The sequence below is a fragment of the Escherichia sp. E10V10 genome (assembly GCF_004211985.1).
In the GTDB taxonomy this organism is placed as follows: Bacteria; Pseudomonadota; Gammaproteobacteria; order Enterobacterales; family Enterobacteriaceae; genus Escherichia.
On record NZ_RHJO01000029.1, the window covers coordinates 1 to 12,418 of the forward strand.

Genomic DNA, 12,418 nt, shown 5'->3' on the forward strand with positions numbered 1-12,418 from the left:
GTAGGCCGGATAAGACGCGTCAAGCGTCGCATCCGGCAATTGCACCGCGCTACTGGCGGATGCGGCGTGAACGCCTTATCCGCCCTACATGTGCGTTCCCCCAGGCCGGATAAAACGCGGCAAGCGTCGCATCCGGCGTTACCACCGGGCGTATTCTTTTTGAATCCCATCACAAACCCCGCATTCCCCTTTTCCCTTTTCCCCGACGACGGCTAAATTAGAACTCATCCGACCACATAACAATTATTTTACATACTGGACAATTTTATGAGCTACCCGTCGCTGTTCGCCCCGCTTGATTTAGGTTTTACCACGTTAAAAAACCGCGTGCTGATGGGCTCAATGCACACCGGGCTGGAGGAATATCCAGACGGTGCCGAGCGGCTGGCAGCGTTTTATGCCGAACGCGCCCGTCACGGCGTGGCGCTGATTGTCAGCGGCGGCATTGCACCAGATTTAACAGGCGTTGGCATGGAAGGTGGCGCAATGCTCAACGACGCCAGCCAGATCCCACACCATCGCACCATTACCGAAGCCGTACATCAGGAAGGCGGCAAAATCGCCCTACAAATTTTGCATACCGGACGCTACAGCTACCAGCCGCATCTGGTAGCTCCCTCCGCGTTGCAGGCCCCCATCAACCGTTTCGTTCCTCATGAACTCACCCATGAAGAGATCCTGCAACTGATCGACGATTTCGCCCGCTGCGCGCAACTGGCGCGGGAGGCCGGATACGATGGCGTAGAGGTGATGGGTTCCGAAGGGTATTTGATCAACGAATTTCTGACACTGCGCACCAATCAGCGTAGTGACCAGTGGGGCGGCGATTACCGCAACCGGATGCGATTTGCCGTAGAAGTAGTGCGTGCGGTGCGCGAACGCGTTGGCAACGACTTCATTATTATCTACCGGCTGTCGATGCTCGACCTGGTAGAAGGCGGCGGGACTTTTGCAGAAACGGTAGAGCTGGCGCAGGCCATTGAAGCGGCGGGCGCAACCATTATCAACACCGGCATTGGCTGGCATGAAGCACGTATTCCGACCATTGCCACGCCCGTGCCGCGCGGCGCATTTAGCTGGGTCACGCGCAAACTGAAAGGCCACGTTTCGCTGCCGCTGGTGACCACCAACCGAATTAACGATCCGCAGGTTGCCGACGACATTCTCTCGCGCGGCGATGCCGATATGGTGTCGATGGCACGACCGTTTCTTGCTGATGCGGAGCTGCTGTCAAAAGCGCAATCGGGGCGAGCCGATGAGATCAACACCTGCATTGGCTGCAATCAGGCCTGCCTCGATCAGATCTTCGTTGGCAAAGTCACCTCGTGCCTGGTGAATCCTCGCGCCTGCCACGAAACCAAAATGCCAATCCTTCCCGCCATGCAGAAAAAAAATCTGGCGGTGGTCGGTGCGGGACCTGCTGGGCTGGCGTTTGCCATTAACGCGGCGGCGCGTGGACATCAGGTAACATTGTTTGATGCGCACAGCGAGATCGGCGGGCAGTTTAATATTGCCAAACAGATCCCCGGCAAAGAGGAGTTTTACGAAACGCTGCGCTATTACCGCCGGATGATCGAAGTAACGGGCGTGACGCTAAAACTCAATCACAGCGTGACGGCGGATCAGTTACAGGCGTTCGATGAAACGATCCTCGCCAGTGGGATCGTGCCGCGCACTCCGCCCATCGACGGGATCGATCATCCGAAGGTATTGAGTTATCTCGATGTACTGCGCGACAAAGCGCCGGTGGGCAACAAAGTTGCCATCATCGGTTGTGGCGGGATTGGTTTTGATACGGCGATGTATTTAAGTCAGCCGGGCGAATCCACCAGCCAGAATATCGCCGAGTTCTGTAATGAATGGGGGATCGACAGTAGCCTGCAACAGGCCGGAGGTTTGAGTCAGCAAGGCATGCAGATCCCCCGTAGCCCACGGCAAATTGTGATGCTCCAGCGCAAAGCCAGCAAACCAGGACAAGGGTTGGGCAAAACTACGGGCTGGATCCATCGCACCACCCTGCTCTCGCGCGGCGTGAAGATGATCCCTGGCGTAAGTTATCAGAAGATCGACGATGACGGGCTGCATGTGGTGATAAATGGCGAAACGCAGGTGTTAGCAGTGGATCATGTGGTGATCTGCGCAGGGCAAGAGCCAAACCGCACGCTGGCACAACCCTTAATCGATGCAGGAAAAACCGTGCATTTGATCGGCGGCTGCGACGTGGCTATGGAGCTGGACGCACGACGGGCAATTGCCCAGGGAACACAGCTGGCGCTGGAGATTTAAATCGTGCATTGAAGTGCCGGATGCGACGCTTGACGCGTCTTATCCGGCCTGGGGGTAACGTGCTAATCGTACGCCACATCCGGCAGGCCGCGTTAATCAATAAGCAATGCAGGGGAAATGCCGAATCGCGTTGCCAGTTTTTTAGCGTGTTCCAGCGTTAATTTTCTCTTTCCGTTCAAAACGCGTGACACCATCGATTTACTGCCAATTTCCGGCAGATCAGAAAGGGTTAAACCGTATTGATCCATCAGTGTACGAATCACAGCAACACCGCCAGGCATGGCTTGAGCCATGGCATTAAATTCAGCAAATTCGGGCGCTGATTCTTCCCACGCGGTTATTTTGGCACACACCAGATCCAGCAAGGGGTTTTCAGGATCGTTGAGCAGCAGATGATCGACCAGTTCCAGCGCCTGGGCGTATTGTTCTTCGTTCTGGATACCCGCCAGAAAAGGTGCCACAGCGGTTAGCTTTTCTCCTGCTTGCAAGATGTCGGCAATCGCAATCATTTTTTCCCCTTAGTACGATGAACGGCGGTAAAGAAATCGTATTCTTTATGCGTCATAACTTCACGTATGTAGCACTTTTGCGATTCAAAAAAGACCATTGCTACAACACGTAATTCATTGCCCCCGACATTGAAAACATAATGCTTATCCAGATATTTGAAGTTATCCAGAGATGGGAATACTGCTTTTAATGACTCAGGTTTTTTGAAATACCCCTTAGCAATCGTGTTCCCCAGAGCCACCAACTCCGTTTTATGTTGCGGGTATTTTTCCGCAGCATCTTTCAATGCTTTTTGAGTTATCAGGTGCATTCTTCATCACGTCCGTTGACAAATTGGCAATATGATAACATCCGTTGACAGATTGGCAACGGATGAATTTATCTGCTTGACGGAAGAATAAACGTTGAACAACGCGAAACAAGAGAATGCAGAGGATGGTGACTGGGATTTTTGTTTTATGGAAGCGTGATTCCAGAACTGGGCAGACATTGCCGGATGCGACGCTTGCCGCGTCTTATCCGGCCTACGGGTAATGTGCTGAACGTAGGCCGGATAAGGCGTTTACGCCGCATCCGGCAGGTAACTCCCAATCTTACCGACGACGTCCCAGCTTCACCGCTTTCAGCACCACAAATTTATTATTCGTCGCAATAGTGGTGCAGTTGCCGAAAATTTTCTTCAGTTTATGGAAGTAATCCAGGTGACGGTTGGCAACGATATACAGCTCGCCGTTGATTTTCAGGCAGCGGCGGGCGTGGTGGAACATCTCCCAGGCGACGTTATCAGTCAGCGCATGTTGCTGATGAAACGGCGGGTTGCAGAGCACAGCATTAAAGCGAAAAGGCTCCACGCCGGAGAGCGCGTTGTTGATCATAAACTCGCAGCGATCCAACGCCTCAGGCATGTTGGTTTCAACGTTCAAACGGCTGGAAGCAACCGCCATCGGCGATTCATCAACAAATACCACTTTCGCCTGCGGGTTTTTATCAAGCAGCGTCAGGCCAATAACGCCGTTACCACAGCCGAGATCGACAATCTCACCTTCGAGATTCTCTGGCAGATGTTGCATAAAGAAGCGCGCGCCAATATCCAGCCCGGTGCGGGAGAAGACATTTGCATGGTTGTGGATAGTCCAGTCAGTACCTTCCAGCTTCCAGCTAACGGTCTGCGGCGCATCGGCCAGCGGCGGTTCATTGAAAGTGCAATTAATCAGGCGCGCTTTTTTCCATGCCAGCGTGGTGGTGGTCGGGCCGAGCACTTTTTCGAACAGTTCCAGCGTGGAAGTGTGAATGTCACGGGCTTTGGCACCGGCAATAATGCGTGTTTCCGGCGTGACCACTTTGCGCAGTGCGCGCAGTTGCTGTTCCAGCAATGCCAGTGTTTTCGGTACTTTGATCAGCACTACGCCCGGCTGTTGCGGGTAGTCGGCGGTGCTGTCGAGGAACTTCACGCTCGACTCATCAATCCCGTTGAGGCGTAAATTCTCACGCGTCGCCAGTTCGCTGATGTATGAGTCGCCAATGTTGTACGGCTTATGTTCCGCCAGCGCACAGCTTAACGCGCCAAAAGCATCATTCAGGATTAACACCGGGCCGCGGATTTCTGTATCGTCCAACTGTTGCAGCAAATATTCATCCGCCGCTTCCCACGCCTGTAGAGGGTTAACGTCATCCGTCGCCGGAAAACGTTGTAGTGTCAGTGAACGGAAACCGTTGTCTAAGTGGCTCATCGGCCCTCCTGAATGATAAAATTTCGACGTTGCCCCTGAAAAGGGTGCGTGAGTATACCCTTTTTCTCTTTTTCGTGGGCGGTTATGAGCAATCTTACTTATCTTCAGGGTTATCCCGAGCAGCTGCTTTCCCAGGTGCGCACGCTGATTAATGAACAGCGTCTGGGCGATGTGCTGGCAAAACGCTATCCGGGAACGCACGACTACGCCACCGATAAAGCCCTCTGGCAATATACTCAGGATCTGAAAAATCAGTTTCTGCGCAATGCCCCGCCGATCAATAAAGTGATGTATGACAATAAGATCCACGTGCTGAAAAACGCACTCGGGTTACATACCGCTGTTTCACGTGTGCAGGGCGGCAAGCTGAAAGCGAAGGCGGAGATCCGCGTCGCCACCGTGTTTCGCAATGCACCGGAACCGTTTTTACGTATGATCGTCGTCCATGAACTGGCGCATCTGAAAGAGAAAGAGCACAACAAAGCGTTCTATCAGTTGTGCTGCCATATGGAACCGCAGTACCACCAGCTTGAGTTCGACACCCGTCTGTGGCTGACGCAGCTTACGCTTGAGCAGGCCAAAATCTGAAAATGATCTCAGGCGCTATCTTTTCCTCCTTTAGCGCCTAAAATCGACCTCCCCTCTATCGTTAAGGATAACGACCATGCTGCGCGCATTTGCCCGCCTTCTTCGCCGCATTTGTTTTTCTCGCCGGACTCTCAAAATTACCTGTTTATTGTTGCTTGTAGCAGGCGCGACGATTTTTATCGCTGATCGGGCAATGGTCAACGCCAGCCAACAACTCACCTGGAGCGATGTCAACGCCAGCCAACAACTCACCTGGAGCGATGTCAACGCCGTTCCGGCACGTAACGTGGGTTTATTGCTGGGGGCGAGACCGGGTAATCGCTACTTTACCCGACGTATTGATACCGCCGCAGAGTTGTACCACGCAGGAAAAGTGAAATGGTTGCTGGTCAGTGGCGATAACGGACGTAAAAATTACGATGAAGCATCAGGCATGCAGCAGGCTTTGATCGCTAAGGGCGTACCGGCAAAAGTGATCTTCTGTGACTATGCCGGATTCTCAACGCTTGATTCAGTGGTACGTGCCAATAAAGTGTTTGGGGAAAGCCATATCACCATTATCTCGCAGGAATTTCATAACCAACGCGCCATCTGGCTGGCAAAACAGTACGGCATCGATGCTATCGGGTTTAACGCGCCAGACCTGAATATGAAGCATGGTTTGTATACTCAGCTGCGGGAGAAACTCGCCAGGGTTAGAGCGGTGGTAGACGCAAAAATCCTCCATCGTCAGCCAAAATATCTCGGGCCGTCGGTCATGATTGGTCCGTTCAGTGAGCATGGTTGTCCGGCGCAGAAATAATGCGTATCCGCGCACGTCGAAGATGAAAAAGGCGTGCTACATTGACGGCAGAATCCCTTTATGGAGTATCCACGCGTTATGATACGTTTCGCTGTGATTGGTACGAACTGGATCACTCACCAGTTCGTGGAGGCCGCACATGAGAGCGGTAAATATAAGTTAACCGCCGTCTATTCCCGCAGCCTTGAACAGGCCCAGCACTTCGCCAATGAGTTTTCTGTCGAGCATCTGTTTACGTCGCTGGAAGCGATGGCGGAAAGCGATGCCATTGACGCGGTGTATATTGCCAGCCCGAATGCCCTGCACTTTTCCCAGACGCAGCTTTTTCTGAGCCACAAAATCCATGTGATTTGCGAGAAACCACTGGCGTCGAATTTGGCGGAAGTGGATGCGGCCATTGCCTGTGCGCGGGAAAATCAGGTGGTGCTGTTTGAAGCATTTAAAACGGCCTGCCTGCCTAACTTTCATCTGTTACGCCAGGCGCTGCCAAAAGTCGGCAAACTGCGGAAAGTCTTTTTCAACTACTGCCAGTATTCCTCGCGTTATCAACGCTATCTGGATGGTGAGAATCCCAACACCTTCAATCCGGCGTTCTCTAACGGTTCGATTATGGATATCGGCTTTTACTGCCTGGCGTCGGCGGTGGCATTATTCGGTGAACCGAAAAGCGTGCAGGCAACCGCCAGTTTGCTGGCAAGCGGCGTGGATGCCCACGGCGTGGTGGTGATGGATTACGGTGATTTCAGCGTTACGTTGCAGCACTCAAAAGTCAGTGATTCTGTCCTGGCGAGCGAGATTCAGGGCGAAGCAGGATCGCTGGTGATTGAAAAACTCTCTGAATGCCAGAAAGTCTGCTTTGTGCCGCGCGGCAGCCAGATGCAGGATCTCACTCAGCCACAGCATATTAATACTATGCTCTACGAAGCAGAGCTGTTTGCTGAACTGGTGGATGAGCATCTGATTAATCATCCGGGGCTGGCGGTTAGTCGCATCACCGCCAAACTGCTGACCGAGATCCGCCGCCAGACCGGAGTGATTTTTCCGGCAGATAGCGTAAAGCAATAATGGTTACCGTAAAGCAGTGTAAAAGGCATGTAACAGACCATTGACTGGATGAATGGTCTGTCATACTTTGTTACCTGCAAAGGGGAGTAACTTCATTGCCGGTCGATCGTCATTACGATGTGTGAAAAACCACATCCGGTCACCGGGCAACCCGAAAGGTATACGCAGACGTATTCCTTTGAGACTGATGACAAACGCAAAATTGCCTGATGCGCTACGCTTATCAGGCCTACATAGTTCCTGCAATCTTTTGAATTCGCATGATTTTGTAGGCCGGATAAGGCGTTCACGCCGCATCCGGCATAAACGCAGGCACTTTGTCACCAATCTGAAAGGAATACGCAGACGTATTCCTTTTTTGTTGTAAGTGAGACCTTGCCGGAAGGCGAGGTCTATGCATAAAAAGCAGCGGCTGACGTCTTCCGACGTTGGCCGTTTTTTTATGTGTAAGGAACTTCTATGAATACTGTCGGCACGCCGTTGCTATGGGGCGGATTCGCTGTTGTTGTCGCCATTATGCTGGCTATCGACCTGTTGTTGCAGGGGCGTCGTGGCGCGCATGCCATGACCATGAAACAGGCTGCGGCCTGGTCGCTGGTGTGGGTGACCCTTTCGTTACTGTTTAACGCCGCTTTCTGGTGGTATTTAGTCCAGACGCAGGGGCGCGAAGTCGCGGACCCGCAGGCACTGGCCTTCCTCACCGGTTATCTGATTGAGAAATCGCTGGCGGTCGATAACGTCTTCGTCTGGTTAATGTTGTTCAGCTATTTCTCTGTTCCTGCGGCATTACAACGTCGCGTACTTGTGTATGGTGTGCTCGGAGCGATTGTTCTGCGTACCATCATGATCTTCACCGGTAGTTGGCTGATTTCTCAGTTCGACTGGATCCTGTATATCTTCGGCGCCTTCCTGCTGTTTACCGGCGTGAAGATGGTGCTCGCCCATGAAGATGAATCAGGGATTGGCGACAAGCCGTTGGTGCGCTGGCTGCGCGGTCATTTGCGTATGACCGACACCATCGACAACGAGCATTTCTTTGTGCGTAAGAATGGCTTGTTGTATGCCACGCCGCTGATGCTGGTGCTGATTCTGGTGGAGTTGAGCGACGTGATTTTCGCCGTGGATAGCATTCCGGCTATCTTCGCCGTGACTACCGACCCGTTTATTGTGCTGACCTCAAACCTATTTGCGATCCTCGGCCTGCGTGCGATGTATTTCCTGCTGGCGGGCGTAGCAGAGCGTTTCTCGATGCTCAAATATGGTCTGGCAGTGATTCTGGTGTTTATCGGTATCAAGATGCTGATTGTCGACTTCTACCATATTCCGATCGCCGTTTCGCTGGGCGTGGTGTTTGGCATTCTGGTGATGACGTTTATTATCAACGCGTGGGTGAATTATCGGCATGATAAGCAGCGGGTGGAATAATTCGCTGTATGTTAAGCCACTAAGGGTGATAACTCATTCCAGACATAGATGAGCTATTAAGTATGTAACCGACTTATAGCTCTTTACAAAAAGATCGCTTGGGTGTTAGTGGCGTCAATATCATCGAAGCGTTCCCTGGAGGCCGGGGCGGCGGCGATTGGCCGCTCCCTGCGCCAGTGACTTTATATGGCATAGCACATTAAAGGAGCGCAACCGTTCTCATATTCCAAATAGTTTTGCCCATATGTTATCTAATCAGCCTTAGTAGCCAGTCCTTCCTTCTGTTTATGTCAAATAAATGTAACCATTAAGCTGCAAAATATGACCTCTCTTTAAAATCCAGCATTTTTCGCTTCCCGAAGCTGTAACTTTCCTTATACTCGACCTTGCAAACACTTTGTTACATCCTGAAAGATGCGTCGACAGAACGCACCAGGGATGTGCGACAACACAATGAAAGGATCGAAAAATGACTACGCAACGTTCACCGGGGCTATTCCGGCGTCTGGCTCATGGCAGCCTGGTAAAACAAATCCTGGTCGGCCTTGTTCTGGGGATTCTTCTGGCATGGATCTCAAAACCGGCGGCTGAAGCTGTCGGTCTGTTAGGCACTTTGTTCGTTGGTGCATTGAAAGCTGTAGCGCCAATTCTGGTGCTGATGCTGGTAATGGCTTCCATCGCTAACCACCAGCACGGGCAGAAAACCAATATCCGCCCTATTTTGTTCCTCTATCTGCTGGGTACTTTCTCTGCCGCGCTGGCTGCGGTTGTCTTCAGCTTCGCCTTCCCTTCTACCTTGCATTTGTCCAGTAGCGCGGGCGATATTTCGCCGCCGTCAGGCATCGTGGAAGTTATGCGTGGGCTGGTGTTGAGCATGGTTTCCAACCCCATCGACGCCCTGCTGAAAGGTAACTACATCGGGATTCTGGTGTGGGCCATTGGCCTTGGTTTCGCTCTGCGTCACGGTAACGAAACCACCAAAAACCTGGTCAACGATATGTCGAATGCCGTTACCTTTATGGTGAAACTGGTGATTCGTTTCGCACCAATCGGTATTTTTGGTCTGGTTTCTTCTACGCTGGCAACCACTGGTTTCTCCACACTGTGGGGCTACGCACAACTGCTGGTCGTGCTGGTTGGCTGTATGTTACTGGTGGCGCTGGTGGTTAACCCATTGCTGGTGTGGTGGAAAATTCGTCGTAACCCGTTCCCGCTGGTACTGTTGTGCCTGCGCGAAAGTGGTGTATACGCCTTTTTCACCCGTAGCTCGGCGGCGAATATTCCGGTAAACATGGCATTGTGTGAAAAGCTGAATCTGGACCGCGATACCTATTCCGTTTCTATTCCGCTGGGTGCCACCATCAATATGGCAGGCGCAGCCATTACCATTACCGTGTTGACGCTGGCTGCGGTCCATACGCTGGGTATTCCGGTGGATCTGCCCACAGCGCTGCTGTTGAGCGTAGTGGCTTCTCTGTGTGCCTGTGGTGCGTCCGGCGTGGCAGGTGGTTCTCTGCTGCTGATCCCGCTGGCCTGTAATATGTTCGGTATTCCGAACGATATCGCCATGCAGGTGGTTGCCGTCGGCTTTATCATCGGTGTGTTGCAGGACTCCTGCGAAACCGCGCTGAACTCTTCAACTGACGTGCTGTTCACCGCAGCAGCGTGCCAGGCGGAAGATGCACGTCTGGCAAATAGCGCCCTGCGAAACTAATGCTTAGCCCCTTTCGTCTACGGCGGAAGGGGTTTTCTCCACTTTAAACGGATCAATTCCCCTTCTCTGCATACGCCAGAAACGAATGATGTTCAGGCCATTCATTAGCAGAAAACTACCCTCAATCATCGTGCCACCAATCGACCCGGCCCAAATGTTGTGAGTTAACCAGCAACAAGTAGAAAACCACATCACGCAGCGCATGGTCAGTCCTTTAAAGCGAAATAGCGCCCAGGTACTGACAATCGTGCCAATGACTGGCAGCAGCTCCATCGGATGATGGAACTTCGCCAGACCAACTCCACCCGTCAGCACGATGAAGATCGCCATTATCCATAAACTACGGGTACGCAGAGTAATTAACGTACGGATAGCATTGAGGATTGAGCTGGCCCCCGCCGGGAAGACACCCATCAGGAAAAAATGTATGCCAATAAATACGCTATAGATGGAAAGCTGAATTTTGAAGCGACGTTCATCGCGGTTGAAGAATGTTGTAATACCAATCAGAAAGGCGATGACACCCACGCCCTGGGCCAGCCAATACGCGGTCATGATAAATCCTTAGCAGGTATGGAAAAGCAAACGGCGCTTCGAGTTAGAAACGCCGCTTCAGATTGCTGACAAAGTGCATCTCATTTCTTGCCGGATGCGACGTAAACGCCTTATCCAGCCTACAAGATCGTGCAACTTTACTATATTGCGAAGCGCATCAGGCAATTATGCGTTTATCAACAATCTTAAACGGCGCTTCACATTATGAAACGCCGTTTTTTATTAACAACTCATTTCGACTTTATAGCGTTACGCCGCTTTTAAAGATCGCCAGTTCGCGGAAGTCGTTACGCTCGTTGCAGGTTTGCTTACCATTGGCAAACTCAACGATGGTATCGATAAATTCTTCCAGCAGCTGCGGCATCGCTTTACCGTGGATCAGCTGACCCGCGTCAAAGTCGATCCAGTGTTTTTTCTTCGCTGCCAGTTCGCTGTTGGTGGCGATTTTCACCGTCGGTACAAATCCGCCGTACGGCGTGCCGCGACCGGTACTAAACAGCACCATGTGGCAGCCCGCACCCGCCAGGGCGCTGGTCGCTACGGCATCGTTACCCGGTGCACTTAACAGGTTCAGCCCTGGTGTTTTCAAACGTTCGCCGTAGCGCAGCACGTCTACCACCTGGCTGGAGCCCGCTTTCTGCGTACAGCCGAGAGATTTATCTTCCAGCGTGGTGATACCACCCGCTTTGTTCCCCGGCGATGGGTTTTCGTAGATCGGCTGGTCATGGGCAATAAAGTACTGTTTGAAGTCGTTGACCATGGTGACCAGTTTTTCAAACGTCGCTTCATCGCGACAATGGTCCATCAGTAGCTGCTCTGCGCCGAACATTTCCGGTACTTCGGTCAGCACAGTAGTGCCGCCGTTAGCGATGACGTAATCAGAGAAACGCCCCAGCATTGGGTTAGCAGTAATACCGGAAAGACCGTCAGAACCGCCGCACTCCAGACCAAACTTCAGTTCGCTAAGTTTGCCCGGCTCGCGCTTGTCATTGCGCATCACGTTATACAGCTGATGCAAATGCTCGATCCCGGCTTCAATCTCATCATCCTGCTGTTGGCAGATCATGAAATGAACGCGTTCAGGATCGATATCGCCCAGCGTTTCACGGAAAGCATCAACCTGGTTGTTTTCACAGCCCAGACCAATGACCAACACGGCGCCTGCGTTCGGATGATGCACCATGTTTTGCAGCATGGTGCGGGTATTAATGTGATCGTCGCCCAACTGCGAGCAGCCGTAGGTGTGGCTGAAGAGGAACACGCCGTCGGTACCTTCGGCGTTGTTGGTCTCTTTCAGGAAACGGTTCTGGATCTGCCGCGCGATGCCGTTGACGCAGCCCACGGTTGGCAGGATCCACAGCTCATTACGTACCCCGACATCACCGTTAGCGCGACGATAGATCTGCACTTCACGATCTGCCGCTTGCGCAGGCAGATCCTGAAAATCAGGTTGATAGCGATACTGATCCAGATCGCTCAGATTCGTGCGCGTATTGTGGGCGTGAACGTGTTCCCCCGCCGCAATATCCGCCAATGCATAACCAATCGGCAGGCCATATTTGATGACGTTGGCCCCTTTTGCGATATCCGTTAACGCAAATTTATGTCCACGAGCAACATCCTGGCGCAGCGTTACGGTCTGGTTATCGACACTGATTTCTGTGCCTTCAGCCAAATCCGCTAAAGCGACCGCGACGTTATCCAGCGCATGGATCTTGATGTATTGCATATCAACCCCAGACC

General features: G+C 52.3%; 11 protein-coding genes and 1 pseudogene. 6 read left to right on the forward strand and 6 right to left on the reverse strand.

Translation table 11 applies throughout. The annotated features are described in order from the left end of the window. The first annotated feature begins 267 nt into the window (after positions 1-267). The gene (gene fadH / locus D9736_RS20610; RefSeq protein WP_130259070.1) at positions 268-2,286 is read left to right on the forward strand and encodes an NADPH-dependent 2,4-dienoyl-CoA reductase; all 2,019 of its coding nucleotides are present in this window, start codon (positions 268-270) and stop codon (positions 2,284-2,286) included. Positions 2,287-2,378: 92 nt separating this feature from the next. Here fadH and higA read toward each other — a convergent pair whose 3' ends face one another. From higA to rlmG, 3 genes are all read right to left on the reverse strand, one after another. Further along, positions 2,379-2,795: a type II toxin-antitoxin system antitoxin HigA gene (gene higA, locus D9736_RS20615; protein ID WP_130259071.1), complete on the reverse strand. Its 417-nt coding sequence runs from the start codon at positions 2,793-2,795 to the stop codon at positions 2,379-2,381. Then, a complete protein-coding gene (higB, locus tag D9736_RS20620; protein WP_000550189.1) occupies positions 2,792-3,106 on the reverse strand; it encodes a type II toxin-antitoxin system toxin HigB in 315 nt (104 codons plus the stop codon). The genes higA and higB overlap by 4 nt, the downstream gene beginning before the upstream one ends. A gap of 283 nt (positions 3,107-3,389) precedes the next feature. Continuing rightward, positions 3,390-4,526: a 23S rRNA (guanine(1835)-N(2))-methyltransferase RlmG gene (gene rlmG, locus D9736_RS20625; protein ID WP_130259072.1), complete on the reverse strand. Its 1,137-nt coding sequence runs from the start codon at positions 4,524-4,526 to the stop codon at positions 3,390-3,392. 84 nt (positions 4,527-4,610) lie between these two features. Here rlmG and D9736_RS20630 point away from each other — a divergent pair, with 84 nt between their 5' ends. The 3 genes from D9736_RS20630 to D9736_RS20640 all read left to right on the forward strand — a co-directional run bounded on the left by D9736_RS20630 (position 4,611) and on the right by D9736_RS20640 (position 6,981). Further along, positions 4,611-5,114: a M48 family metallopeptidase gene (locus D9736_RS20630; protein WP_130259073.1), complete on the forward strand. Its 504-nt coding sequence runs from the start codon at positions 4,611-4,613 to the stop codon at positions 5,112-5,114. Positions 5,115-5,190: 76 nt separating this feature from the next. Further along, positions 5,191-5,916, forward strand: a complete 726-nt coding sequence (locus D9736_RS20635) for a vancomycin high temperature exclusion protein (RefSeq protein ID WP_130259074.1) — start codon at positions 5,191-5,193, stop codon at positions 5,914-5,916. A 78-nt stretch (positions 5,917-5,994) separates the two neighbouring features. After that, positions 5,995-6,981 carry a Gfo/Idh/MocA family oxidoreductase gene (locus tag D9736_RS20640; protein ID WP_130218265.1) on the forward strand — a complete coding sequence of 329 codons (987 nt, stop codon included), beginning with the start codon at positions 5,995-5,997 and terminating at the stop codon, positions 6,979-6,981. Positions 6,982-7,184: 203 nt separating this feature from the next. Here the strand turns inward: D9736_RS20640 and D9736_RS23795 are convergent. Next, positions 7,185-7,283, reverse strand: a pseudogene (locus D9736_RS23795) (hypothetical protein); the annotation flags it as partial. A gap of 157 nt (positions 7,284-7,440) precedes the next feature. Here D9736_RS23795 and alx point away from each other — a divergent pair. Both alx and sstT read left to right on the forward strand, forming a co-directional pair. Continuing rightward, a complete protein-coding gene (alx, locus tag D9736_RS20650; RefSeq protein WP_130259075.1) occupies positions 7,441-8,406 on the forward strand; it encodes a TerC family membrane protein Alx in 966 nt (321 codons plus the stop codon). Positions 8,407-8,875: 469 nt separating this feature from the next. Continuing rightward, positions 8,876-10,120, forward strand: coding sequence for a serine/threonine transporter SstT (gene sstT, locus D9736_RS20655; protein WP_130259076.1), 1,245 nt, complete (start codon positions 8,876-8,878; stop codon positions 10,118-10,120). Between the two features lie 3 nt (positions 10,121-10,123). Here the strand turns inward: sstT and D9736_RS20660 are convergent, their stop codons facing one another. Beyond that, positions 10,124-10,675, reverse strand: a complete 552-nt coding sequence (locus D9736_RS20660; protein WP_130210398.1) for a YgjV family protein — start codon at positions 10,673-10,675, stop codon at positions 10,124-10,126. Between the two features lie 241 nt (positions 10,676-10,916). Further along, positions 10,917-12,404 (reverse strand): altronate dehydratase, encoded by a 1,488-nt coding sequence (gene uxaA, locus D9736_RS20665; RefSeq protein ID WP_130259077.1) that lies wholly within the window; start codon positions 12,402-12,404, stop codon positions 10,917-10,919. Between the last annotated feature and the right edge of the window lie 14 nt (positions 12,405-12,418).